The organism is Paenibacillus sp. MER 180, from assembly GCF_023713665.1.
GTDB classification, from domain to species: Bacteria; Bacillota; Bacilli; order Paenibacillales; family Paenibacillaceae; genus Paenibacillus_B; species Paenibacillus_B suaedae.
Genome location: NZ_JAMAVT010000001.1, coordinates 378,655 through 404,037 on the forward strand (window position 1 = coordinate 378,655; position 25,383 = coordinate 404,037).

Genomic DNA, 25,383 nt, shown 5'->3' on the forward strand with positions numbered 1-25,383 from the left:
TCTCCCTCCTTTCTGATTCATCTTCCGGTTCATATCAATCCTAACTCTCACTATCTAAAAACCGCTTCCGGAGCGCTCGCCATTTCGAAAAAAGCGATAACTCCAATATTCCAAAAAGAATGTCTCCCATTATCAAGGAGTCATTGTTCTGTCATTATCAGATACTTCCTTGTGATTCTCCTTGTCCGGTATTCGAATCAATACGGTTGTGCCCTCTCCGGGCTCGCTCTGAATATCCACCAGATCGGTTCTGCCATAGTACAGTTCTAATCGTCTAAATACATTGTACGTTCCAAGTCCTGTAGATTGTCCCCCTGATCGGGAATCTGCTGGTTCTGCATCCATGCGAAGCAGGGCGCTGCGCATCTCTTCCGTCATGCCGCTGCCATTGTCTGCAATCGAGATTCGCACCTCGCTCGGTACACGTTCAATGGACAAGGTTACAACCGCTCCTGCTTCCATGCCTTCAATGCCATGAACAAATACATTTTCCAAAATCGGCTGCAGGGTAAGCACAGGAACGAGCACGTCCAAGGCTGCTTCATCAATGTGGGTAACAAACTGGATTCGATCACGGAATCTAGCCTGCTGAATCGTGAAATACTCCTTCGCTTGCTCCACTTCATCTCGGAGCGGTACAGGCTGGTCCAGCTTGCGCAGATTATAGCGGAGCAAGTTAGACATCGACACAGTTAAATCGCTAGTTCGTTCCGCACCTTCTAACAAGGCAAGCTTGGCAAGCACATTAAGCGAATTGAACAGAAAGTGCGGGTTCATTTGATTTTGCAGCGCCTTGAGCTCCAATTCCTTCACGAGCCGATCCTTCTCCAAGTTTGCCTTATCCTTTTCAATCAACTGCAGAAGATCATCCTGCATGCGCCCGAACGCCTCAGACAGCATACGAATTTCACTGCTGCCCTCCACTTGTGGAGGCTTCGTCTGCAAGTTGCCGCGGGAAATCGCTCTCGCTGCATGAACCAGCTTCTTAATTGGCTCGGTAATGCCTAGCGATAGCCAATAGGCAAGCATGATACTAAGCAGCGTATTGATAATAAAAAGTCCGATTCCCCATCGATTCATCGCTTCCGTATGCGTGAAGATCTGCCGGTAGAAGGGCTGATAATAACGAAGCTCCGCATCAATCAATTGATGCCCTTCTTCTCGGATGAACCCTGCCGTCGCTTCCAGTTCCTCATACAGCGGCACATAACGCAGAGAGCTCGTTTCCCCCCACGCCTCTAGCACGGCTGCTTCCTCTTCGATATACGTGTTCAGCAGATTGCGATAATTACGCACGTCTGCTCCGGCGGATGGAGCATTAGTTTTTTGCTCCGTCAATTGATCTCTCATCAACTTCAGACTATGAGCCTCACGAAGATACTCTTCGCGCGATCGATCGCTTTGATCTAACAAATAGATGTTCAAGGCACGCAGATTGCTGTCGGTTTGGGTTGCAATTTGCCTGTACATCAATACCCGCTCCAGCATGACATTATAGCTTTGCTGTACGGTTCTTCCGCTCTGGAAGACGAAAAAGGAGACGCCATTGCTCAAGACGAGCAGCGCCGGAATGAAAATCAATAGCTTTTTCCGTATATTCATCATTGTTCCAAAACCTTAGTACTTGTATATTGAGTTGCTGCGTACGGCTCGCCCGCAAATATTTGCTGCAGAATGGATACTGCTTCGGCGCCAATCTCCCTTGGCTGCTGCACGAGCGTTGCCACGATGTCTCCGTGAGCAATCGCACGCCTAGTTGCCTCTACATCATCGAAGCCAAATACGTTAATCTTCCCCTTATTCGCAGCTTGCAATCCCTCCACGATCCCTGCGGCATCCCACGCACTAAACCCGATAATCGTTCGTATATCCGGATGCTCGCTCAGCATAAGCTTCGTCTGCTTCGCTGCCTCGATGCGAGAAATATTCGATGAACGCACGTCTACGATCTCATAGCCTGAAGCTTTATCGATGATGGATCTGAATCCCTCCAGCCGCTTCCGTTGATTGTCAGCCAGTTCGCTGCCTAAGATGATGCCTATTTTCCCTTTGTATGCTGAGCCATGAACGACCAATTCACCCATTTGTACACCAGCCGCCCGATTATCTGTTCCGACATAAGCGAACCGTCTGCTGTCCGGTGCATCGGAATCCACCGTTATAACCGGAATGCCTTGATCCATTGCTCTGCCTACGAGTTCATCGTACCGTGGCTCATTGATTCCCTGTGTCAAAATGGCATCCGGCTTGGAGGCAATGGCTTTGGCCAGCAGCCTCAAATGCTCCGACGGGTTAATGCGTATGGGGCCTGTATATTCGATTTCCATATCCCGCTGTGCAGCTGCTTCCTTCGCCCCCTGCTCCACCGTGCGCCAGAAGGGATTATCCAGCTCTTGGGCAATGAGCACCACATGCTTAAGCGATTGCTGCTGCCCTGCGTCTGTACCCGTCTCCAGCTGCCCAACTAGACGCTCGATTGCAAGTGTGGAAGACAAGAATCGAACAATCACATAACCGAATATAGCTGCAAGGACGATCAGGCCTATTATCCACTTTCGCTTTGCCATGATGCCCCCTTGATGTCTGCATTGAAATATAGGCTCTATTATACTGATCTCACTGTGAAAATGAAAATGAGGCTCATCACTACATTACCCGCTGCTTTATTGGCAGCTTCTAGCCGCTCCACTCCCTCCACAATGTAGTCTGTTATTTCACTTTCAGCGTTTATTCAGCTAATGCTCAGTTTGTACTCAGTGTGCTTTAATGGATCATTCATCTATGGTAAGTACCCTAAGTTCAGCGGGCACAACGATTGAATGCCCTACAGAACCGGTAAAGGTGGATAGAGAAGATGAAGAAATGGGTGTATGTGGCAGGGATTCTGCTTGTAGCAGGTGCAGCCACCGCTGTGTATTTGACCCAGCGGCCGGCAGAGCAGCCTTCAGCTGCTAATTTGCCAACAAGAACCGTACAAGCAAGTAAGGGGAACATGGAAACAAAGGTATCCGGATCTGGATCCGTTAGCGTGTCGGAGGTGAACAACGTCAAGGCTGGCTATAAAGGTACGATCAGCAAAATCAACTTCAAAGTAGGTGATCAAGTTAAAAAAGGCCAGACGCTTGTAGCATTCAAGAAGATAGACAACTCAGAGCGAATCAAGCAAACGGAGTTGTCGCTTAAAAAGCAGCAACTGCAAATGCAGCAGCTTCAGAAGCAGTACAAGGAGGCACCTGAGGAGAACCGGGAGTCCATTCAGGTGAACATGGAATCCCTCGACTTGGAAATCGAGCAAAATGAATCTACTCTCGCCAGCCTCCAGGCCGAAGAAGCAGAGAATCACGATGTAGTTGCTCCAGCTGCAGGGACAATTAAGGAGAGCCAGATTGAAACAGGCAATGATGTGAATGAAAATACCGTAGTCGCGGTCATCGCCGACTATACCAAACTTGAATTTACCATGTCAGCTGACGAACTCGATATTCCATCCATTAAATCAGGACAGGAAGCACAAGTTACGCTCAACGCTTTCCCGAACCAACATTTTTCTGGGAAAATAACCTCCATAGGAAAAGAGGGAAAAAGCAACAATGGTGTCGCTACTTATGAGGTCGGCATCAGCTTAACCAAGCCGGATGGCGTCCTCGCTGGCATGTCCGGTCAAGCGGAAGTCGTCACCCAGTCTAAGAAGGATGTCGTGCTCGTTCCCGTCGAGGCGGTTATCTCGATGGGCAGCAAGCATTTTGTACGTGTGCCTAGCGATGCTGAGAGTCCCCCAACCACGACGAACGATGGCAAGGATACTACTCGCGGACAAGACAACGCCGAAGGCGCAGATAAGCAAGATAGCAAGGCGATCAATCAGCGGAATGCAGGCAATGGGAATGGCAACGGCGGTTGGTCCAGAGCCAATCGCAGTGAATCAGGCCAAGGGAATACAAGAAACAATGGACGTGTGAGTATGGGACAAGCAATGGGCGGCACACTTAAGGAAGTCGTCGTTGGGATTAGCAACGACACTTATGCCGAGATCACATCCGGGCTTCAAGCTGGTGATGCTGTCCTGATTGCCACCCCACAAGGCAAGGTAGGCAGCGGTAGCAGTACCACCGAGCAAAGACAGCGCCAGAATGGAATGGGCTTTGGCGGAGGTGGGTTCCCTGGGGGAGCGAGCTTCCAGGGTGGCTCGATGGGAAGCAGAGGCGGTCGCCAATGAAGCAGCTTGCCAATACTGCCAATGTCATGGCAAACATGTCTAATAATCAAAGCATCATCTCCATTTGTAACGTTAAGAAGTCGTATCGGATGGGATCGGAAGAGGTCAATATTCTCCAAGGCGTCAATCTCGATATTCAGCATGGAGATTTTGTAGCTATTATCGGCCCTTCGGGTTCAGGGAAGTCGACGTTGATGAACGTCATTGGCTGTCTGGATACGCCAAGTGAAGGAAGTTATATGCTGGATGGAGTAGAAGTAAGCCGCCTGAGCGACAACAAGCTCGCAGACATTCGCAATCGCAAAATCGGATTTATCTTTCAAAGCTTTCACCTGCTCCCTAAGCTGACCGCCATTGAAAATGTAGAACTGCCGCTTATCTACCGCGGGCTAGGCACTAGAGAGAGACGAGAGGCAGCACTGCAAGCACTGCAGCAGGTTGGCTTGGAGGACAGGATTGCCCATCGGCCAAGCGAGCTGTCCGGCGGGCAGCAGCAGCGAGTAGCCATCGCTCGCGCATTGGCCGCACACCCTCCCATCCTGCTTGCAGATGAACCAACTGGAGCATTGGATACGAAGACGGGACACGAAGTGCTCGAACTGATCGATAAGCTCAATCAAGAAGGACATACGATCGTGCTCATCACTCACGACATGGAGGTCGCTGCTCATGCGAAGAGGGTTGTCTTCATGAATGACGGCATCCTGACGGAAGAGAGGGGGAATGGGCGTGAAACTGTCGCAAGGATTCAAAATGTCGTGGCACAGTATACGATCCAATAAGCTGCGTACTTTCCTATCTATGCTGGGGATATTAATCGGCGTAGCAACCGTTATTTCCTTGATGGCGATGGGTCAAGGCTCTTCCAATGCAGTCGAGCAATCGCTGCAAAGCTTGGGAACGAATCAGTTGTCCGTGAACATTATGGGTCGAGGCAGCCAAACGACGTTGACTCTGGATGATGCTATTCATCTAGCCGATGACATACCAGATATCGAGGGCCTAGCTCCCGTTGTATCTGGGAGTGCGACCGTCAAAAATGGCACGACTGAATCCGCATCCGTAACCGTGGAGGGCATTACGCCGGAATATGAGCAGGTGAAGGACTTCAGAAATCAGAGCGGCCGCTATATCGTGCCGCTTGACGTCACAGGCTATTCCCGAGTGGCCCTGCTTGGCGTAGATACGGCAGCTGAATTATTCAAGGGAGCAGATCCAATCGGGCAAACGATACTGCTCGATGGCGCACGATTCAAAGTCGTGGGCGTTCTGGAGTCCAAGGGAAGCTCGCTTGGCGGATCGAATGACGAGAAGGTTCTCATCCCTATTACAACGGCGCAGCGCCTATTCCAATCTGCTGGCGTACGATCCATTGGCATTAAAGTCGCAAATGAAGATCAAATGAGTACCGTCGCAGCCGAGCTGGAGACGAAGCTGACGAAGCTGTTCCGTGGCAATACGAACAGCTTCAATATTTTCAACCAGCAGGATGTTAAGGAGACGATGAGCTCAATCACGAAGACGCTGTCTACAATGATGGCAGGTGTCGCCTGCATATCCCTCATTATCGGGGGAATTGGAATTATGAATATTATGCTGGTATCAGTCACGGAGCGTACACGGGAAATCGGCATTCGCAAATCGCTCGGCGCCAAGAAGCGAGATATACTGCTGCAATTTCTAATTGAATCCGTCGTTCTCAGCGGACTGGGCGGATTGACTGGTATTGGGCTCGCCTATGGCGCCTGTTCTGCCATGACCCATTTCTTGTCCGTTGCTACCGCCATCCAAGTCGATATCGTCATCTACGCATTTGCTTTCTCCGCTATCATCGGCATCGTGTTCGGCATATTTCCTGCCAACAAAGCAGCCTCCTTGAAGCCTGTAGAAGCTTTGAGGCATGATTGATGCTGGATGATGAGCAGCATCACATACATCCCAATCAACAAAAAAGACAGCCTGATTCCCCTAAGGAATACGGGCTGTCTCTATTTCAAGGTTGTGAAGTAGGCAAGATAGAAATGCTGCTACGGTCTCGCCCAGACAACGTGCAACATATCGAGCCAGTAACTCTCTTCCCGTTCAATCTTGATGTCCGCGCCGCGAATCATATCCATGATGCTCCGTGTATGATGGCAGCCCGTAAAGCGATATAGCAATGGATTGAGCGTCTTCTGCACCGCTGATACAGCCGCCTTCGAGCTGATCCCGTGCTCCATCAGCAGCAGCTTGCCGTCAGGCTTGCACCAGCGGCGCATGTTGCGCAGCACCAGCATAGGATTCTGGTAGCTGCACATGGATAGCGTGGAGATAACCGTATCGAAAGATTGCTCAGGGAAATTCAATTCTTCCGTATCCGAGCATATGAAATTGACATTCAACCGGTAATGTTTCGCCGCCTTCCTCGCCTTATCCAGCATTTCCTCGCTGAAATCGGTAGTTGTAATGTTCACACCTAATGGGTAGTAAGGGAAGTTAGCTCCCGCTCCAACTGCAATTTCAAGCACGTCCCCTGCTGCGCTGCTGATTAGTTTCTCTCTCCATTTTCGCTGCTTCGGATCTTCGCGGCGCTTATCGTATTGAGCAGCTTGCTTATCAAAGATACGAACTAATTTTGTCTTCTCCAACTGATTGCCCCTCCGTTGCTCCGTATCGCTTGCGAACATGCTTGTCCGCCAAGCGAGGTCGATGTCGTGTAGAAGACAATACGAGGAACACCTTCAGTCGTTTCACTATTTTTCCATTACGCATCGGCGTGATGACGCCTCTTCACAATGTCCATTTGATAGAGTCGCAGTTCGCTTCCGATGGGCATCCGACTTGCTCTGCCGCTTGTTCCATAGCATCTGCTTATCCGCAATATCCACCAGTTCATCCAGACTCATACCTTGACTTGGGAATGTTGAGCAGCCTATGGAGATAGACAACGGTGTCTGTTGGCAACTCGTCGGAAGCTGAATGTGGGATAGCAAGGTATGCTGAACATTATGAACTTCCTTATCATCCGCACAAGGAACCATAATAACGAACTCATCTCCGCCCCAGCGCGCAACCCGCTTGCCGCGAATTTTCATTTGCAGTAGCTGACTGCTTACCTTCTTCAGCATCGTGTCACCGACATGATGACCATAACTATCGTTAATCGTCTTAAAGTTATCGATGTCGATGAAATAGACAGCCACTTTGTGATTGGCTTTGATTGATTTCTTGGACATTGCGCGGAACAGGCGCAATGCTGCTGGGCGGGTGTGCGTCCTCGTTAACGGATCCGTATCACGTTCGTATCGTAATCGATCGATGTACTTGCCAACTTGCCACGAGAATAACAGGGCCAAAGCTGACATGACCACGACCAAATAATGATTTAGACCATTTAGCGACAAATACATATGCAGCGGCAAGGCCGCTAGCACAGTCATTGCAGTCAACAACACTCTGCCTTTTCGTTTCTCCATACTCCACCTCGGAATCTCATTAGCCAACATTATATTCCAGCTTACTGAACATTTACTGAACAATCTTCAAGAGAGGGCCAATCGAAAGGCACACTCGCCTGTGACCACTCCTATTTCTTCGAATACACTGACGATAGACATTCTTTGAGTGAGATGTATAAGGACAGGGGGACATCATAGAAGTGGCTCGTCGATTATCTAAGTTTCAATTTCATACGATTACGAGGCAATATGGGTTGCATCTAAGGAGAGTTAAATCATATTGTTCCCTGTATAAATCCACGGCAGCATACCGAGCGTCTACAGAGGAAGGGATATTCGCCATTAAACCCTTTTATAAATCCAAGGTGATAACCAAGCTGACGACGAAGCAGCAAATTATCAGAATTTCGGCTTACGTGAAGATGCTTCAGGAACAGAGCTATCCTCATCTCCCCCGTTGGCTGTCCACATTGTCCGGGAGAATGTGGGTTAGCCGCCGTGGCAGGCCGTACTACATGATGGAATGGGTAGAGGGGAGTCGACCACAGCATGCTCAGGACTTCGAGCAGTTGGGCAGAGCCTTGGCTGTACTTCATACTTGCTGCCAAGAAATGCTCCCTCCAACACCTCTCGTTACGCATAAAGTAATACAGCATCTATTCCAGCAAGACGCTGCATATCGCCGCCAGCTTCCGGCACTGCGCAGAAGCAGAAGCAGGGCATCATGGTTCAAGACATACGGCACGCAATGTACAGAGCTTGCTGCAGAAGCACAAGGCATCATCAACAACATGGAAGTACAACAGCTCCTAAATGAGGAAACCTATCATCCCACATTAATTCATGGTGATATCACTTCGCCGAATGTTATTATGAGCCCGAACGGACTTTATTTCATCGACTGGGATCAAGTAAGAATCGATTCTGCTTATTATGAGATTACGAAAACATTGTTCAACACTACTCATTTCAACCTTGCCCACATTGAGGCCCTATTGCAGGGATATGGGCAAGTGAAGCCCTGGACACCACCTGAACGATTGTTACTGAGCGCCCTATACCGTTTCCCGCTTGAAGCATGGATCGCAGCAAGGACAGTATCGGCAAGCCGTTCAATCCTTCTGCAGCGCATATTAACGCGCACCTGGAACGAGCGGATGGCTGCCATTCAATGGATAGATGAATGGGCTAGAAGCACTGACAACGGGGAACAGGATGGAGAATAATAAAAAATCCATCCACCTGACTACGGTGGATGGATTTGATCCATGGCCGGATGCCCCTAAGGCTTTCTGATCCCTTTATACATCGTACTCCATCTGCTTTCTTGCTTGCGTAATGAATTCCAGCGGTGTGGTTACCGTCTCAGGGGAATATTCCAAAGCACCCACGGTAAGATTCAGCTCGATCTTGTACTTGCCAGCCAATTCTACGTCATTGAAGGAGGCAACTTTCTCCTTCAACCGCTCGATGACCACATTGGCGCCGTCACGGTCAGTGAACAACAGCAGGCCCCATGTCGGATTATCCGTATTCAGCATGTATAGCGAGTCATTCATACGTATGCTTGTCTCACTAAGCTTGGACACACCATAGATCATTTCCGACATTTGCTCTTCGCTAACCATTCGCTTCAGCTCGTCCCAATATCTCACTTGCACGACAAGCAGCGTCAGCGGAATATGATAACGCGTAGATAGAGCCATAAATACCTTGGCATCTTTTTGGAACGAGCGGCTATTTTTCAAGTCCGTGCTTTCGTCCATCGTCGCCAGAGATGTATTTATCCGTTTCAGCTGTTCGTTCTCCGTCTGCAATCTTCGATTGCCAAGTGTAAGCATTACACTAACTACGGTAAAGGCTGGCGTCATGATAAGCCAAAAATAATTATGAGCCCCAACGACCCCACCTTCCACGACAGTCTGATACAACGTAAACGTCCCGTATCCGAACAGGAACACAATATTCAGAACTAACCCCGTCGTCAAACTCGTAAAGTACGTAACGATCGCGATAAGAAAGGCCACATTCAACAAAATCATGTTCATGATGTAGCGAGTCGGCTCACCCACCGTAAACGCAATGCATACAAAACTCAGCAAAAACCATAGCAAGAAGGCGCCGTCCGACAGAAGACTACTTTGATTCCGTTTCATCGCCAGCCCCCCGTTTCTTGCGGTATTTGCGAATCATGAAAATGAGGGATACGAGCACGAGCAAGCCGATAAGCATTGCGGCCACCATGAAGCCCAGAACGTCCCCACGCTGCAGAACCTGCTCCACAATCGAGGAAGATTGCTGTTCCGCCTGCTTCTTGAAGCGGAAGGCGTGGATGTCGCCGTCCTTGTTCGTGGCTACGCCATCTCCATATATTCTCCACTTCGCATTATCACTGGCGAGCAGTTTAGAGGCCAAATAATCATATTCGGTGCTCGGTCCACTAATAGCAAGCAAGCCTCGGCCTGCTTCAAACGGAGATTCGATGATCTGAAGCGTACCTAAACGCTTGCCGTAATCCGCGTCCACGCTCATCTTTTCATTGGAGGCAAACCCTTCTCCGTTTGCTCCATATTTAAAATACAATTTATCATTATTATCCCGAATGACTTTATTATTGTTATAGCTGCCAATTGCAATCACGTTATGGGCCTTCAAGTCAGAAGCAGCTGCGCTATCCTCAAAGAACCGGACTTCGCCTGCATTGCCCTCCGCATATTGGCCAAGAAGATTGAACACATTCGCCAGCGACTGATACGTATACATATCTGGATTTTTCGGCATCACAACCGCAACTTGATTGAAGCTGCCGTCACGAAGGAATGGGTTCGGATAGCTGTCGAACAGCAGCTCTGTCTTATCCTTCGTTTTCAGCTGTAGTACCGAATCCTTCGTAATGAATGCCCAGGGCATCTCATCCTGCGGCTCCATGCACACAACATTCCGAAGCTCCAAATCAAATGCAACCGTGACTGTAAAATTACCCGTTACATCTAAATTTTTCGGAATCGGCAGGGTTAATGTATCTTTGTTGGCTAAATCCATATTCAGCTTCTTGCTGCCGATTGGCGTGTTGTTAATGAGCACCGTAACCATGGAGCGATCAAAATCAAGATTGGTCGCATACCGCATGTCCAGGTGGATTTTGCTCGCCTCGGCAATCGTGCGGTTGGCTGGAAGCGATATGAAGTATGATTTCTCTTGATGCATCCAGCCTTTCAGCTTATCGCCATTGTCCGTAAGCTTCATATCCCTGCTAATGGTGACTTCAGGCGTTGCAACATCCGTATTGCCCGATACCATTTTCGTATCCCCGTCCAACTGTTTGACCAGCTCTTGATTCGCCAACAATCGTCCTGCCTTCACCAGCATGGCAGGATCCTGAGAAGTAACGACAAGAGTAGGCTGTGTACCCGTACGAATCACACGGATCACCGCAGCTTGCGCGATATCTACATTGCCCAGCTCACTCTTCCAAGCCGCCGGCAGTTGATCGTATAATGCCACAGCCACAACTGCTGTTTTCCCCTTCAAGGCATCAGCATCGAATGCATACATCGGGATTTGTTTTTGCTTCAGTCTATTTTGCTTCGCGAAACCTGATAATGCATATACGGCAGCCTCCAGTTCAGCTGGCTTGCTATTCTTCGGGATCGCTATCGCGTTACGTTCATCACTAACCGTATCCATGCCTATAAAATGACGGTTAAAATCGCGAATGCTCGGCTTAATCGCCTCACTCGTATATCGAATGGAGGCGCCTGATGTCGCAAACAGCTGCAACCAGTTGTCACGCTTCTCCGACGGCATACAAATTTGATTTGCATCAGTAGTGACAATATAGCCTTCGATCGTCAGCGTGTTATTCCCTTTCACCAGCAATTCCTTCGGGACGGATATCGTAAGCCGCCGTTTCGGATCATCGCTGACGTCAGGACGGAAGGAGTGAAACTTTTTCCCGTTCATTGACAGCGTCACACTTGACCGTTCTCTTTTTGTCAAAGGCGACGCCTTATAATCTACATGAATCTTAACTTCATCAACCTTCCAATACTCCTCAGTCTGGAAGTTGAACTGTCTGGAGGACATAATCCCGGACAAGGATGTGTCCGCACTTGAAAATGTCTCTTCATACGTACTCAGCTGAGCAGATCCCAATGCGGGAGCCACAGCTGCCGAGGCCTGTCCAAGCTGTCCGAATAACAAGGACAAGCAAGTCATGCCGACTACGATCCACCGTTTATTCACAAGCTTCTCTCCTGTCTTTTCTTCATAAAATGAGTATTCCGTAATCGAACAAGTTCCTATATAAATGCCTGATCAAATGGTCGAAATACTGCGTGATCAAAATGGTCGATTTTCAGCACCGAGAAGGTTGCTTGAACTCGAAGAAGGAGCAGCAGAATGTAGGCTAGACTACATGAGCAGCGGACTTCGAGAGTGATTGCAAGATTCGATGCCGAGTTACTTCCTGAAATGCTACGTGATCAAAGTCGACCCGACCTTCTAAAAGCGTTCTGTTTTGTACCACTTGACTTCTCGCTTGAATAATAAATCCTTCACATAGTTATAAAGCCCATAAGCGGCCACTACCATCCACATCTGGCAATACGATACATACATCAGCATAATGATCCACAGATTGGAGAGCACCATCTCCCCTTTTTCCGTGATCAACGTAATATAGGTACCTAAGATGAACAGCGTGATGGCCAGCAGCCATAAGAAGGAACTGAAGCCAGCTATCGTCGTATGTACGTAGCCTAAGGCATGTAAAATGAGCAAGATGTCGGACATGACCAATGAGGTAAGCAGCAAAAAGTAAATCGATAAAAAATATAGGATATCAAAACGGATATTTCGTGCCTTGCGGTCAAAAAGCAGCGGAATGTTTTTGATGATGACGTAAATATTACCCTTCGCCCAGCGTGTTCGCTGCTTGAACCATACCTTTACCGTCTGCGGCTCTTGCTCCCATGTTACAGATTTCGGCTGGAACTTAATTCGATAACCCATCATGTAAATGCGAAAGCTAATTTCCGTATCCTCTGCAATCGCCTTCACGTCCCAGCCTCCGATGCTTTCCACGATGCTCCGCCGCATAATGAAGTTCGTCCCCGGAATCGTGCACAGCTTGAACAGCTTCCATCGCCCTGCCTGAGCCATCCATTGGAACGACAGCGTCTCGATGTTAATAAAGCGCGTAAGCAGGTTCGTGTTGCGGTTGCGAGTACGGAACTTGCCGATTACCGCACCTAGTGTATCGTCGTTCGTAATCTCTGCTACCAGATAGCGTAGAGCCGTCTTCTCTGGCGTATTGTCTGCGTCGTAGATGGCAATCAATTCACCTCGGCTCTGCTTGAATCCGATATTGAGCGCGTTAGATTTGCCTTTGCCGCCTGTCACCGCATCCGTGTTGATGATAATCAGGTTGCGGCCGTCATGCTTGCGCTGCAAATCGCCCAGCAGCTCGCTGCTGTTATCCGATGAATTATCATTGATAACGATAATCTCGTACCGATCATGAGGATAATCCAGCGCCAATAGCGACTCCACCGTCTTCGTGATGACCTTCCCTTCATTATGGGCGGGCACCATGATGGAGACGAATGGCGCCTCGCCCTTAATTTCCGGCACTTCCTCGTTCTCGATCTTGATGTAATACAAGTATCCTGCAATGATCAGGACGACGTTGACGAGCAAGAGCGACCAAATACAGATAACCGCTATGAGCATTAAAATATCTGCAGTCGTCATGGCTATCTCCTTATTTGTAATATTTGCGCTTGTACAGTCGCTTACCCACGATGAGGAAACCTGTGAATGCAATAAGCGTCAGTACGATAATGACAATAAAAATTTTGTTCTGTACATTGAACAACGTCTCAAAGCTCTTCACTTCTTTTTCCTTATATACATAATCCGAGCTTACCTTCTTGATCACGACATCCAAGTTTACACCCTGTCCGTTAATGGTCACACTACCGCTCCGAGACATAATGATGCTGTTGGGGGTACGAACGGTATGGGAGGCGTGTTTATAATCAGAAAAACTTATCCAGCTGCTCTGCAATCGCTCTACGATGTCGTCCAGCTTCTCCTCTGTATCGGGAAAGTCAAAGGTTAACGCGGTATTCATAGGCATTGCAGGCATGAAAGTCCCGGAATGACCGAATTGCTCTAAAAATCCAGGCTGCATGCTGAATGCGGAGAACGGGAATGCCTTGGACTCATTCGTCTGAATTCTGTACTTCAACGTCTTATTTGGAAACAACACGACCGAGTCCGTAAAGCTCATGCCCTCTTCTGCATATCTTTGGTCATACGTCCAGTAGAAGTCCGCTCCAAGTCCCAATGGTGCAATCCCATAGTCTGCAAGCACGTCAATGAACCCTTCCATCTTTCCCTTTAATGTCGTATCGCTTAGATTGACCGTTGAGGCTACGACTGGTGCATTTGCAATAATGCTTCCGTTGCGGGATTGAACATACTTCAGTGTTTCCATATATCGCTTCATGGCCGGATAATCGGTATTCATGAACACCGGCTGCACACTTGCGATGAACGGAATCCCCGCCTCGTACATCCGGTCGGCAAGCCGCTCCAGCAGCTGCAGGTCGGAGAACGGATATACTTCCTTGAAAATAACGTAGCTGCGCGCCTCTCCTGCTTTGCCCAGCCAGTCCTTCAACAAATGCGACATTGCCAGTTCACTGATATTGCCCCGCTCGAAATAAGCTGCATAACCGTAGCGGCCGTTTTGCACTCCGTAAGGGAACTCAGACGGAGCGCCTGCTGGGCTCAGGCTCCCGTAACGGGTGCCTACAGCATGTTCGATAATGGTCACTTGCTCGGTACGAATTGCCTCTTGAACCAGGCGATCAATAGCGATTCGAATTGGGCCAGGCACTCCAGTGTGAACGCGAAGCTCTAAGCTTGCGGTCACCGCTGCTGGGACTCTCGTACCGATGTGCAAGTAGTCACCTCGATACTGTTCGACATCCTGAAGGAAATCCTGATTCGATTCCTTCAGATCAGTCAGATTATGAATCCCTATCACCTTGGCATAAGCGTCCATCTGTCCTTGCTGATAATGGTCAGAACGAACGAGCGTAACCTGCACGCCATAGGATGCCAGCAGGCGCTGCATTGCCTCGACATTTCCCTCTCTCGTTGTCCCTTTGTCCAAGCTGTCGTAGATGAGCAGCACCTTAGAGGCCGCTTGCTCTGCCGCGTGAATGGTCATTGGCATCCCACATCCAAGCAGTAGCAGCAATGCAAGCATGCATACAATTAATTTTCTTTGGATCACGTTACATCACCACCTTGGCCCCCTCATGAGCATGAGTGCCGGTATCAGAAGTAAGCAGTGCAGAATCATCATCCTGCCTGCTCCATAAGCGTCTGCGTATAGCGTCAGACACCGTTACAAACGTGACAAGGTCGAACACCGCTGTAAATACAAATTCATGCTTCGCCAAATCGGCATCCCCCGCACCAATAATGGACACCGCGATTCCCGACAATCCCATCAAAATCATGATGAAGACAAAGGAGAATCGGATCATGCGCCGTATTTGCTTGGCCCTTGCAGCCGCAACAAAGGAAGGCATGTACAATCCAGCAACAAGCACAATCCACAAAATTACGAAGCCGAACGTTTTCGGCGCCATTTTTGCCTTCAACATGCTGTAGCCAGAGAAAAACGTCGTCTGCGCGCGGAATGGCTTTCCAACCGATATTTCGTAATTTCCCATTGCGGGAGGACGGATTTTGAATGCGCTCTTGGCCGCCAAATCCAGCATGTCGATAGCTTTAGAAGGATGAGTTACATAATAGCCAAGAATCGATACAAATCCGTATTTGTTATAGAACTGATTTTCTAGAATTTCAGAATCTACATCTACTGTGGTGTACAGCTCGTAATAAATACTTTTGTTCAGTATGGCGTACTGCTTGTCCATATTGAATTGTTCCAATGTAGATTCCGGATCATCGGATCCCATCAATATCCCCCGCGTCATCGCATGATACTGGTTGATGTTCACGAACTCCTTCGGTATAAGCGTGTAAGTGCCAATACCAGCCAGAAGCAAAAGCACGAGCGTTGAAGACATTAATGCCCGGAACGTTCTTTCTTTCCGAATAAACATGAGGAAGATGCCAAATATGCCGAGAATGATGCCAAGAGGCGCATTCTGTTGCTTACTGGTAGTCAATAGCAGTCCGCTGGCCAAAAGCACACCCATCATGACATAGTCATTGTATCGATTGCGATAGATGAGCAGCCCCGAGGCGAACACAAATATCAGCATAATAAACACGATGCTCTCCCCAAAGAAGGAGTTAAAGTATGCGGTATATGCGGTATCACCGAATAGAAATATCGCGATGATCGAAATTGGGTATGCGTACTTGGAAGCTACCTTCCACGTTAAGCTCTCCACGAGCAAATATACGGCAACGGTATACAGCACCACAAAAATAGCAGCTTGGAAGCGGATATCGAATACATCTGGATTAAATAATTGATTGAGCCAAATAGCCGCTTTGATGAATATGGACTGGGAAGAGAATAAGGTTGCCGCATTCTCATTGTAGTATTGGAATATTCCATATTCCTTAATAAAATATCCAAAATACTGACTGTAGTAATCGGGTGCATTGAAGTACAGGCCATTGCTGTAGAGAATTCGGAAATAGTCGCCGTTATCTGCCATTCCGATATAAGGGGGGACAAATAATGCAATACAAGTAATTGTGAATACTCCCACGGCAGCAAGCAGTGCCGGCGAGACATATCGGCGCAGGGACTCAAGCCTCTGCCCGATTTTCAGCTTCCACCATGTGCCCGCCATCGGGTAGGCCTCCTTTTCCTATATTCAACTCAAAAAAAATGAGTCTATAGTCTTAAAATTAAATTGCGCGAGATGAGTCTCAAGAAAGTATAATCGCTATTACATTCGACAGGTGATATCCTTTTACCTAGGTGATTCGAGGGATATTTTGTATTTTCTGAAAACAATAATTTCACCGTAGCACCTATTATACATGCCTATAGACATCCTGTCAGTGGTGTCAACTTTCCATAATTGGCTCTATTACGCCTTTACACGTAATTACTGACCATAATATATACCCTAACTCCCATCTTACCAATCGGCACTGAATATATTCTCAATTTCGACTACAATCGCATAGTTCCAAAGTCCTGTTGTTTCTTTTTTATTGCTTTCTGATATCATATAGCTATCGACATACACGAACATGCGTTCACTTTATATATACTCATCTCACATAAAGAAAGGAGAGCCGTAACTATGAATATGGAATCGGGAAATGATCAGCTAGCCCAGCGAATACTCGGTTTATTTGACGATACTCCACTCAAATCCAGCCGTGTCCGCCCCTTATTCGATACCAGACAACTCCTTGACGTAGAAATCACCTGCTTCCCGGTTTCATCAGGCAACGAGCAGGCCTTTTTGGCCGTTGAAATGAGGGTCGGGCCGCAGCGACTATATATCGTAAAGCATATTCGCGAATTGCTGCGATGCATCGACCGCGGGGAATGCTATGTATTTTCAAGGCACTTCTCCTATGATCCGTCACTGCACTGCTTTCATCCCGAGCATTTTGCCGTTATCCAACAGTTGATCGCGATTTACCGCAACGAAAATGTATACCGTAACATGCCGCATTCCGCCATTCTTGCCAAGCAGGGCAACGACGAACGGATGCTGCTCATCCCTCCTTACTCGTGGGACGCCCTACTTCCTGCCCTTCAACAAGCTCCTTCTGTGCTCCTTGCGCATGACGGATCGACATTTGAGGGACTGTCAGTTATAGATGAGCCTCTCCCAATACAGTTCAGGCTAGATGAGGCGGATAAAGATGCCTACTGCATTGATGTACAAGGATTAGAGCAAGTGACGGTGCTGGAGAGCTACGGGACAGTCATTGCTAATGGAGCCTTTATTTCGACCCCGATTGAGCAATGCAAGCGGCTCATAGACCTCAAGAAAACGTTGGATAGTAGTCGCCAGCAACGGATTCTTATATCACCTAATCAGATTGGCCCAATCATGGACAAGGTGGTTCCGGGGCTGCAGAAGCTAGGCAACGTACGTGTTGCGCAAGCGATAGCAGATCGAGTCGTGCAGCCGGAACTGCAGGCGAAGCTGTATCTTGATCGCATTCGAGATCGACTGCTTGCGGGGCTGGAATTCCACTACGGAGATATCTCCATTAATCCACTGGATCCCAATCGACATAAGCATTCAGAGAATCGGATTCTGATGCGGAATACGGAAAAAGAGCAGCGGATACTAGAAATTATGGAGCAGTCGCCCTTTGTGAAGACGGAAGGCGGATACTTCTTGGAGGACGAGGATGCCGAATATAATTTCATGTATCATGTCGTTCCCCAACTGCAACGAATCCTGCACATCTATGCGACTTCAGCTGTGAAGGAAAGATTGTTCATCCCGAACGCTCCTCCCAAAATCTCAGTCAATGTGGACGAACGTATCGATTGGCTTGAATTCAAGTTTGAGATGGATGGAATATCGGAAGCAGAAATTCGAAGGCTGCTCAAAGCAATCGAAGAAAAAAGGCGCTACTATCGAATGGCAAACGGCGCGCTCATGCCGCTCGAAAGCGAACAGTTCCAAGAGATTATTCGCTTCATGAATGAGGTGGGGCTTCGTCAGGGAGAGGCTTCAGGAGCAGAGTTCCGTATCCCGGTTATGCGCGGGCTGCATCTTATCGACTCCCAAGGAGAGCGGCAAGCCGTACGATTCGGCAGATCCTTCCGTAAGCTGCTGGAGAATTTGCGCAACCCGGATCATTTGGAATTCCCCGTCCCGGACAGTCTGGTTCATGTGCTTCGGGAATATCAGGCATATGGGTTCCAGTGGCTAAAGACACTTGCCCACTACCACTTCGGCGGTATTCTGGCGGATGATATGGGCCTTGGCAAGACCTTGCAAAGCATCGCCTTCATGGTGTCTGTTCTGCCGGACATTCAAAAGCGGCAGCTCCCTGCGCTCGTCGTCTGTCCAGCGTCGCTCATGTATAATTGGCGCAACGAATTCACGCGCTTCGCTCCATCGGTTCGCACCATCATTGCTGACGGGAATAAGACGGAACGCATCCGCAAGCTGAACCGTCTTGAGCAAGTCGATGTTATTATTACGTCCTACCCGCTACTGCGCAGAGATGTTGAATGGTACGCCAAGCACTCTTTCCACACGCTCATTCTGGATGAAGCGCAAGCGTTCAAAAATTACACGACTCAGACAGCCCAGTCTGTAAAGGCTCTCCAAGCCGAGTACTGCTTCGCGCTTACCGGAACGCCAGTGGAGAATTCGCTAGAGGAGCTATGGTCCATTTACGATGCTGTATTTCCCGGATTGTTCCCAGGGAGAAAAGAGTTCAGCGATCTTCCGCGTGACGTCATAGCGAAGCGCTCCCGCCCGTTCCTTCTGCGAAGATTGAAGACAGATGTACTGCAGGAACTGCCTGAGAAGATCGAATCCCTTCAAGCATCAGAGCTGCTGCCCGACCAGAAGAAGCTGTATATCGCTTATTTAGCTAAGCTGCAGAAGGATGCCTTGAAGCATCTGGATGAAGATGGGTTCCAGAAGAGTCGAATCAAGATTTTGGCTGGGATTACACGGCTTCGCCAGCTCTGCTGCCACCCTGGCTTGTTCATGGAAGACTATACAGGAAGCTCAGCAAAGTTCGAACAGCTGCTGGAGATAATCGCAGAAGCAAGAGAGGCTGGCAGAAGACCGCTTATCTTCTCCCAGTTCACGGAGATGCTCGCACTGATCAAGCGTGAGCTGGCGGAACAAGGAGTGTCCTACTTCTACTTGGATGGGCAGACGCCGAGCGCTGAGCGAGTAGAGCTGTGCAGCCGATTCAATGCAGGTGAGCGCGACTTATTCTTGGCATCCTTGAAGGCAGGAGGCACGGGATTGAACTTGACCGGGGCAGATACCGTTATTCTGTATGATCTCTGGTGGAATCCTGCCGTGGAGCAGCAAGCAGCCGATCGTGCCCATCGTATTGGGCAGAAGCAGGTTGTACAGGTCATTCGTCTTGTGGCGCAAGGAACGGTTGAGGACAAGATGTATGAGATTCAACAGCGGAAGAAGAACTTAATCGAAGAGGTCATCCAGCCGGGAGAAGAGGCAATATCCGCCCTAACTGAGCAGGATATCCGTGATATCTTGAATCTATAGAGGCAGCTGCTCGAATCTATGAGCCATCAGTTCGGTTCTATAGAAGCACCCGCTCGTGATATAAAACGAATTAGCCCCCAGCTGCGTACAGCGGCTAGGGGCTCTCTTTCGCTCATTCATGCTCTTTCCCTCATATTTCGTGCAAAGCTGCAATGCCTATTCGTTTATCCGATCTGCAAAGACTGCCATTGCATCGCGCATGAACACGGCAAGGCCCTCACCGAATTTGTCGATATTTTTGGTGAATCGAGCATCATCTACATACATTTGCCCCAGTCCCTTGAATGCTTCAGGAGAGTAGTTGCCCATTGTATTCAAGAAATCATACCACTGCTTGATTCCAGCCTGCGCTTCTTCTGAATCCGGTGCAGTACTGCGCAGTTCTGCCAGTTGGAAGTATATCGCATTCATCTTCTCTCCCATGGAGGTCTGCTCCTCCTTCGTCATGTTCCCAACCTTAGCATTGGACGCATCAACAGCCTTATCTCCCCACCGCTTGCGTGCTTCTTGCTCATATGGATTATGACTGAAATCGAAGCCTTGAAACTTCTCTTTGTTCGTCATTTGAATTTCCCCTTTTCGATGTTGTATTGTCTTATCCAGCGTCTCCAGCATGACATCCAGGCGCCTGCGCTTCTCTTGCAGCATGCTGCGGTGCAGCTCGAGTGCTTCGGTCTGATCGAAGGTTGGACTGTGAATAATGTCTGTAATCTTTTTCAATGGGAAGCCCAGCTCTCGAAAGAACAAGATTTGCTGAAGCATGGCCAGATCCTCATCTGAATACTGTCTGTAGCCCGCATCCGTAACTTGAGCTGGGGACAGAAGTCCGATTTCGTCATAATGGTGCAAGGTACGCACGCTAATGCCGACGATGTCCGCCACTTCTTTTACTCTCATGATCGCCATGTAACCTCCCTTCAACAACTACTATAAAGTATCACGTAACGTGAGGGTCAACTTGCTTTTATTGTTTTTCAAGCTTAATTCCCTCTTTTTTGCCGTTCCAACCATGGGAGCTGGAAGTTTGGAGTGCTTGAAGTGGATACATACCTAAAATGTCCAGTCATCAAAAAACGTGATTCAAAAAAAGGTCGAGTCAGGACTCTCTTTGTCCTCAACTCGACCTTCTTGCTTTATGTCAACTCTCTCAGTTCGCTGCATGAAGCGGCATCGCAAAGCTCTCCGCTACGGTTCGCCGATGTCCTCGGTTATTTTTTACGTACCGTAATCGTCCATGATGCATCGTCAATTTGTTCGTAGTTCGTTATCGTATGCCCAGCTTCGGCGGCCCAACGAGGAATGCTCTCCGTAGCTTGCGTGCAGTCGAAATCAATGACCAGCTCATCGCCACTGTTCAGTGACTGGATCGCCTCCTTCGCTTCGATTAACGGAAATGGACATACCATGCCCAGTACGGCTAATTTCGTTTTCATGTCATTCTCCTCCTATACGGTCTTTGCATGATAAGAAGTGCTTAGGTTACGACTTGCCTTAGTACGCGGCCGTACATATACGAAATACGAGGCCGTCCATGTACCCAAAATCATGAAAATGAGCGATACCCATCCTTGCCAAGTCATCATGGCCGTCATAACGAGCCCATTGCCAATTGAGCATCCTCCTGCCCAACTCGCTCCAAAGCCCATGAGAAGTCCCCCACCGAAGCTGGATATAGCTGTCTTTGCATCCGGTGCCCGGAAGCGAAACTCGCGGCTTCCCTTCGCTGCCAGGAAAGAGCCCGAAAAGATGCCAAGCACCAAGAAAACACCCCAGTTTACATACTTGGAACTATCGCCCGTCACCAGGTATTGCAACAGATTGGCTGATGGAGTCGTTATGCCAAGACCTGACATCCGTCCTGTCGCTTCGCTCAGCGGCCATGCGAGCAGCGCAATGATTCCTACAAGAGCAGCTGTAGCAAATGGATGCCAACGCTTTTCGAACAATAGATGATTGAGTCCTTTCCGTTTCGCTGGCAAGGTTGGAATCGCAACAGCAGGTTTACGCAGCTGCTTGCTAACAAGCCATAATGTCACGAGAGCGAGCACGACGATGAACGGCCATACGGACAATCCGAATGTATCCGGGATGGAATTATTCGAGGCGGCGAACGCCTTTAGCCCATTGTTGACTGGCAGCAGCGCACCTGACTTCATAATGGCGCTCATCGCGATATATCCGAATAAGGCAATCCAACTCCCGATCAAGCCTTCCCCAGCACGATACCATGTTCCTGTCGCACAGCCTCCCGCCAAAATAATGCCGATGCCGAATATGAATGAGCCTACGATCGTGCTCAGCCATTGAAACGAGCCTGCCGTGAACTCCACCAAGCCAAGCTGAATGAGCGCAAATACGCCGATACTCTGAACCGTAATGGCAATGAGCAGCGCATAAAACATCCGATTATCCTTCGCTAAATACATATCACGAAATCCACCTGTCAGGCAGAATCGGCCGCGCTGCATGACAAACCCGAGCAGTATCCCGCATAACAATCCAGTAATGATCATTTGTGCCAAATCGTATATCCCCCTTATTTATACCTAGTAATACAATAGGATTTATAAGTGATAATGATTCTATCATAATGTATGGCAGAGTCAATACCAAATATGACACAGACGCAAAAAAGAGAGGTATTTACCCCTCTCTTATCTAATGAAATATGCTATTCTTGGCTTTTCCCTACATTTCGCTCCAGAAGATTTCCGTCTCATAATCGAAGGACACCACGCCATCTTGCTCGTTGCGTTCAAATATTCGGTGCAGTTCCGCCCTCATAGGTTCATAATTTGGGTGCCCAGGCTCTGGTGCGTACGAGGAGGACAGCAGTCTTCCGGCGAGCTCCTCTTCATTGAGCAATTGACTCATCGTGTACCTTGCCACCGTCATTTGATTCGGAGCGAAGAAGGCTGACAGCGCTTCTTCTGAAATGTTCTTGTGCTGCACCCTCTCATAATCCGTGCCATACCGCTGCAGCAGCTGCTCGTATTCCTCCAAAAATGGAGTGCCCTGAAGCAATCGTGAATTCCAAATCAGGACAACCTTACCGCCAGGCTTCAGGATACGATGAAATTCAGTCCTGGCTGCGGTGCGGTCGAACCAATGAAATGCCTGTGCACATACGATATGAGCAACGGAATGATCAGGCAGTCCTGTTTCCTCCGCTGCTCCGTCGACTGCACGATAGTTCGCATTTCCGCCAAGCTCCTTCACAGCTGACTCCCGCATCGGCTCATTTGGCTCAACTGCTACAACACGGCTTCCTTGGGCGAGCAGCAGCTTTGAAAACTTTCCTGTTCCTGCCCCAATATCAGCAATGTCGTCACCTGCATGGAACCCCACTGTATCATACAAATACGACACTGCCTCCGCCGGATAACTTGGTCGGTACTTCACATACGCATCGACTCGAGTTGAAAATCGTTCCTTATTATCCATAACGTTCACACTCCTGTAGATATGAAATATGAGCACAAGCCAAAGTTCACTTAGTTCCACCTGACGGAATCAAGTTCCATTTTATTGTATGGTTTTATTATACAGCATAAGGTAGCAGTCTTGCATCACCATTTACATCTGATTCCAGTAATAAGAAGAGCACCCCTGCTAGGGTGCTCAGATTGTCACATTCAGCTATGCAGTTGTTCGCTCTTATTAAGCAGCCTGCTTCACTTGCTTCTGCTTCTTCATTCTTCCTGCTGCCAATACACCGACAATGATGACAACGATGAGACCCCATTTCAGAACGGGGTTTGCTGTAAAGAATCCCTTCACCATTGGCTCATCTACAATCATCTTCGCTGCTGTCCAGGCCAAGACACCTGCACCAATATAGATAATGATCGGGAACCGCTCCACCCATTTAATAATAAGCGTGCTCCCCCATACCACGATAGGAACACTAATGAGCAAACCGAGTACGACGAGAATAAAATCACCATGCGCAGCACCCGCTACTGCGAGCACGTTATCCAGTCCCATAACCGTGTCTGCAATAATGATCGTCTTAATGGCTGCCCACAAGCTTCCCGCAGACCCGACATCATGACTCTTCTCTTCCACAAGCAGCTTATACGCAATCCAGACGAGCAACACGCCGCCGGCTAAGAGCAAGCCTGGTATTTTCAACAGCCATACCACAGCAAGCGTCAACAAGGAACGAAGTGCAATCGCTCCAAAAGTACCCCAGAATATGACCTTCTTCTGCTGTTCCTTCGGCAAGTTCCGAGCGGTTAACCCAATAACAATTGCATTATCCCCGGCCAGTACTAAATCAATAACCACAATCGCCATCAACGCGGACCAGAACTCTGGTGTAAAGAAATCCATAGTACCCTCTCCTCTTATCATGTCATGTATATCTTTTCTTCAATTGAGCACAATTATGAGAAATTTCCCTGGACAACCCCCCTAAAAAACAAAAATGACCTTTACCGATCACGGTAAAGGCCATAAATAAAGACCTTTACCCTGTCGGTAAAGGTCTCGCTAACAATCGAAGTTGCCAACAAAGCCGGAGGATTATCCTCGTAATGACGACTTTATTGTAACAGCTACTCCCCTTTATAGATCCTATGTTAATCGAAGAAGGTGCAAGGGGTCAAGGTATAATTATCTAGTTGTCACGCCAAACAAATGATGTCGATATCTCAACCAAATTAACCGAAAATTTCCTCGTTGTATAGACTTAAAAGAACTGATCTTAAATCGAATATTTTCTTCATCAATTGAGGCTCATAATTAGTGTACTTTGCCTCGAGAACCATTGTACTAAACAGGTAAAACAGCTCTCCTGCAAATGATTTTGAAATGACCTCATGTTTTCTTAGTAGGAACTTGTATTCGTTCAATTTACCTAGAAGAATATCGAATTCACCCTCATTACATTTTTTCTCCATCTTAAGATCGACCAGAATGCTCTTTATTAATGCTCCAACATCTTTTTCCAAAGATTTTAATGAATCTAATGTCATCTAACATACCCCGTTATTGCAAATTGTAGAATGAACATGTGCATCAATACTCATTATTTCGTTAGGTCATTTAATCCATGAAATGTTTCGACATGATGTCCTTGCAGATCTGCGGTATTTCATATTCGATAAAGTTCGGATTCGTGCTTTTGCTCAACATTATCAGCTCTTCCTTCAATCCCACAATAGTTTCTGTTTTTAACTCTTCTACAATACCCAACAAGCAAATTTCAATCCAATCATACTCTTTACATCGCAGAATGACCTTGAGCTGCGGCAACAGAAGCTTATCCAACGGAAGTAGAATCTCGATAATCTTAGGTGCAACAGGCCAGTTGATATCCTGAATCCACTCTAGCAATTCCGGTATTATCCTTTGGAGTTCTTCCGGTTTTAGTGACTTCAACCGATCTATTGAATCATAGTCACATTTATCGGTCGGCAAGTATTGTTTTACATCATCCAAGACCATTCAACCTCCTTCTGCACTATGATTTAGAGTACAG

21 protein-coding genes are annotated in these 25,383 nt (G+C 48.1%); 5 read left to right on the forward strand and 16 right to left on the reverse strand.

Annotation, left to right across the window (positions count from 1 at the left end):
• Positions 1-132 precede the first annotated feature (132 nt).
• On the reverse strand, positions 133-1,605 hold the full coding sequence (locus tag M3661_RS01575; protein WP_251481616.1) for a sensor histidine kinase: 1,473 nt from the start codon (positions 1,603-1,605) through the stop codon (positions 133-135).
• Complete coding sequence (locus M3661_RS01580) at positions 1,602-2,567, reverse strand: substrate-binding domain-containing protein (protein WP_251481619.1); 966 nt, start codon at positions 2,565-2,567, stop codon at positions 1,602-1,604. Before M3661_RS01580 ends, M3661_RS01575 begins: the two co-directional genes overlap by 4 nt.
• A 287-nt stretch (positions 2,568-2,854) precedes the next feature.
• Here M3661_RS01580 and M3661_RS01585 point away from each other — a divergent pair, with 287 nt between their 5' ends.
• From M3661_RS01585 to M3661_RS01595, 3 genes are read left to right on the forward strand one after another with little or no spacing between them, the layout of a single operon-like run.
• On the forward strand, positions 2,855-4,216 hold the full coding sequence (locus M3661_RS01585; protein WP_251481623.1) for an efflux RND transporter periplasmic adaptor subunit: 1,362 nt from the start codon (positions 2,855-2,857) through the stop codon (positions 4,214-4,216).
• Positions 4,213-4,998 carry an ABC transporter ATP-binding protein gene (locus M3661_RS01590; protein ID WP_285852709.1) on the forward strand — a complete coding sequence of 262 codons (786 nt, stop codon included), beginning with the start codon at positions 4,213-4,215 and terminating at the stop codon, positions 4,996-4,998. Before M3661_RS01585 ends, M3661_RS01590 begins: the two co-directional genes overlap by 4 nt.
• On the forward strand, positions 4,940-6,124 hold the full coding sequence (locus M3661_RS01595) for an ABC transporter permease (RefSeq protein WP_251481626.1): 1,185 nt from the start codon (positions 4,940-4,942) through the stop codon (positions 6,122-6,124). The genes M3661_RS01590 and M3661_RS01595 overlap by 59 nt, the downstream gene beginning before the upstream one ends.
• 119 nt (positions 6,125-6,243) lie before the next feature.
• Here M3661_RS01595 and M3661_RS01600 read toward each other — a convergent pair whose 3' ends face one another.
• On the reverse strand, positions 6,244-6,843 hold the full coding sequence (locus tag M3661_RS01600) for a class I SAM-dependent methyltransferase (RefSeq protein WP_251481629.1): 600 nt from the start codon (positions 6,841-6,843) through the stop codon (positions 6,244-6,246).
• 105 nt (positions 6,844-6,948) lie between these two features.
• A complete protein-coding gene (locus M3661_RS01605) occupies positions 6,949-7,671 on the reverse strand; it encodes a GGDEF domain-containing protein (RefSeq protein ID WP_251481632.1) in 723 nt (240 codons plus the stop codon).
• Positions 7,672-7,853: 182 nt separating this feature from the next.
• On the opposite strand from M3661_RS01605, the gene M3661_RS01610 reads away from it, so the two are divergent.
• Positions 7,854-8,879 carry a phosphotransferase gene (locus tag M3661_RS01610; RefSeq protein WP_251481634.1) on the forward strand — a complete coding sequence of 342 codons (1,026 nt, stop codon included), beginning with the start codon at positions 7,854-7,856 and terminating at the stop codon, positions 8,877-8,879.
• 75 nt (positions 8,880-8,954) lie between these two features.
• Here the strand turns inward: M3661_RS01610 and M3661_RS01615 are convergent, their stop codons facing one another.
• From M3661_RS01615 to wsfD, 5 genes are all read right to left on the reverse strand, one after another.
• Positions 8,955-9,809 (reverse strand): diguanylate cyclase domain-containing protein, encoded by an 855-nt coding sequence (locus tag M3661_RS01615; protein WP_251481636.1) that lies wholly within the window; start codon positions 9,807-9,809, stop codon positions 8,955-8,957.
• Positions 9,790-11,898: a cellulose biosynthesis cyclic di-GMP-binding regulatory protein BcsB gene (locus M3661_RS01620; protein WP_251481638.1), complete on the reverse strand. Its 2,109-nt coding sequence runs from the start codon at positions 11,896-11,898 to the stop codon at positions 9,790-9,792. Before M3661_RS01620 ends, M3661_RS01615 begins: the two co-directional genes overlap by 20 nt.
• A 258-nt stretch (positions 11,899-12,156) precedes the next feature.
• Complete coding sequence (locus M3661_RS01625; RefSeq protein WP_251481640.1) at positions 12,157-13,407, reverse strand: glycosyltransferase family 2 protein; 1,251 nt, start codon at positions 13,405-13,407, stop codon at positions 12,157-12,159.
• Positions 13,408-13,417: 10 nt separating this feature from the next.
• On the reverse strand, positions 13,418-14,962 hold the full coding sequence (locus tag M3661_RS01630) for a hypothetical protein (protein WP_251481643.1): 1,545 nt from the start codon (positions 14,960-14,962) through the stop codon (positions 13,418-13,420).
• A gap of 1 nt (position 14,963) precedes the next feature.
• On the reverse strand, positions 14,964-16,508 hold the full coding sequence (gene wsfD, locus M3661_RS01635; protein ID WP_251481648.1) for a glycan biosynthesis hexose transferase WsfD: 1,545 nt from the start codon (positions 16,506-16,508) through the stop codon (positions 14,964-14,966).
• Positions 16,509-16,970: 462 nt separating this feature from the next.
• On the opposite strand from wsfD, the gene M3661_RS01640 reads away from it, so the two are divergent.
• Positions 16,971-19,898, forward strand: a complete 2,928-nt coding sequence (locus M3661_RS01640; protein ID WP_251481651.1) for a DEAD/DEAH box helicase — start codon at positions 16,971-16,973, stop codon at positions 19,896-19,898.
• Between the two features lie 156 nt (positions 19,899-20,054).
• On the opposite strand, the gene M3661_RS01645 is transcribed toward M3661_RS01640, so the two are convergent.
• From M3661_RS01645 to M3661_RS01675, 7 genes are all read right to left on the reverse strand, one after another.
• Complete coding sequence (locus tag M3661_RS01645) at positions 20,055-20,795, reverse strand: MerR family transcriptional regulator (protein WP_251482120.1); 741 nt, start codon at positions 20,793-20,795, stop codon at positions 20,055-20,057.
• A 311-nt stretch (positions 20,796-21,106) separates the two neighbouring features.
• Positions 21,107-21,331, reverse strand: coding sequence for a sulfurtransferase TusA family protein (locus tag M3661_RS01650; RefSeq protein ID WP_021257395.1), 225 nt, complete (start codon positions 21,329-21,331; stop codon positions 21,107-21,109).
• A 12-nt stretch (positions 21,332-21,343) separates the two neighbouring features.
• Positions 21,344-22,411, reverse strand: coding sequence for a YeeE/YedE family protein (locus tag M3661_RS01655; protein ID WP_285852738.1), 1,068 nt, complete (start codon positions 22,409-22,411; stop codon positions 21,344-21,346).
• A gap of 175 nt (positions 22,412-22,586) precedes the next feature.
• Complete coding sequence (locus M3661_RS01660) at positions 22,587-23,342, reverse strand: class I SAM-dependent methyltransferase (protein WP_251481658.1); 756 nt, start codon at positions 23,340-23,342, stop codon at positions 22,587-22,589.
• Positions 23,343-23,558: 216 nt separating this feature from the next.
• On the reverse strand, positions 23,559-24,233 hold the full coding sequence (locus M3661_RS01665; protein WP_021260842.1) for a TerC family protein: 675 nt from the start codon (positions 24,231-24,233) through the stop codon (positions 23,559-23,561).
• Positions 24,234-24,562: 329 nt separating this feature from the next.
• A complete protein-coding gene (locus M3661_RS01670; protein WP_251481661.1) occupies positions 24,563-24,877 on the reverse strand; it encodes a hypothetical protein in 315 nt (104 codons plus the stop codon).
• A 70-nt stretch (positions 24,878-24,947) separates the two neighbouring features.
• Positions 24,948-25,343, reverse strand: coding sequence for a DUF5071 domain-containing protein (locus M3661_RS01675; RefSeq protein ID WP_251481664.1), 396 nt, complete (start codon positions 25,341-25,343; stop codon positions 24,948-24,950).
• Between the last annotated feature and the right edge of the window lie 40 nt (positions 25,344-25,383).

Bases quoted from the DNA above. Each gene is read 5' to 3' on its own strand.
- M3661_RS01650 (WP_021257395.1), bottom strand. From the start codon at position 21,331: ATGAAAACGAAATTAGCCGTACTGGGCATGGTATGTCCATTTCCGTTA.
- M3661_RS01590 (WP_285852709.1), top strand. From the start codon at position 4,213: ATGAAGCAGCTTGCCAATACTGCCAATGTCATGGCAAACATGTCTAAT.
- M3661_RS01655 (WP_285852738.1), bottom strand. From the start codon at position 22,411: ATGATCATTACTGGATTGTTATGCGGGATACTGCTCGGGTTTGTCATG.
- M3661_RS01615 (WP_251481636.1), bottom strand. From the start codon at position 9,809: ATGAAACGGAATCAAAGTAGTCTTCTGTCGGACGGCGCCTTCTTGCTA.
- M3661_RS01605 (WP_251481632.1), bottom strand. From the start codon at position 7,671: ATGGAGAAACGAAAAGGCAGAGTGTTGTTGACTGCAATGACTGTGCTA.
- M3661_RS01575 (WP_251481616.1), bottom strand. From the start codon at position 1,605: ATGATGAATATACGGAAAAAGCTATTGATTTTCATTCCGGCGCTGCTC.
- M3661_RS01660 (WP_251481658.1), bottom strand. From the start codon at position 23,342: ATGGATAATAAGGAACGATTTTCAACTCGAGTCGATGCGTATGTGAAG.
- M3661_RS01585 (WP_251481623.1), top strand. From the start codon at position 2,855: ATGAAGAAATGGGTGTATGTGGCAGGGATTCTGCTTGTAGCAGGTGCA.
- wsfD (WP_251481648.1), bottom strand. From the start codon at position 16,508: ATGGCGGGCACATGGTGGAAGCTGAAAATCGGGCAGAGGCTTGAGTCC.
- M3661_RS01595 (WP_251481626.1), top strand. From the start codon at position 4,940: ATGGGCGTGAAACTGTCGCAAGGATTCAAAATGTCGTGGCACAGTATA.
- M3661_RS01670 (WP_251481661.1), bottom strand. From the start codon at position 24,877: ATGACATTAGATTCATTAAAATCTTTGGAAAAAGATGTTGGAGCATTA.
- M3661_RS01625 (WP_251481640.1), bottom strand. From the start codon at position 13,407: ATGACGACTGCAGATATTTTAATGCTCATAGCGGTTATCTGTATTTGG.
- M3661_RS01580 (WP_251481619.1), bottom strand. From the start codon at position 2,567: ATGGCAAAGCGAAAGTGGATAATAGGCCTGATCGTCCTTGCAGCTATA.
- M3661_RS01640 (WP_251481651.1), top strand. From the start codon at position 16,971: ATGAATATGGAATCGGGAAATGATCAGCTAGCCCAGCGAATACTCGGT.
- M3661_RS01665 (WP_021260842.1), bottom strand. From the start codon at position 24,233: ATGGATTTCTTTACACCAGAGTTCTGGTCCGCGTTGATGGCGATTGTG.
- M3661_RS01645 (WP_251482120.1), bottom strand. From the start codon at position 20,795: ATGAGAGTAAAAGAAGTGGCGGACATCGTCGGCATTAGCGTGCGTACC.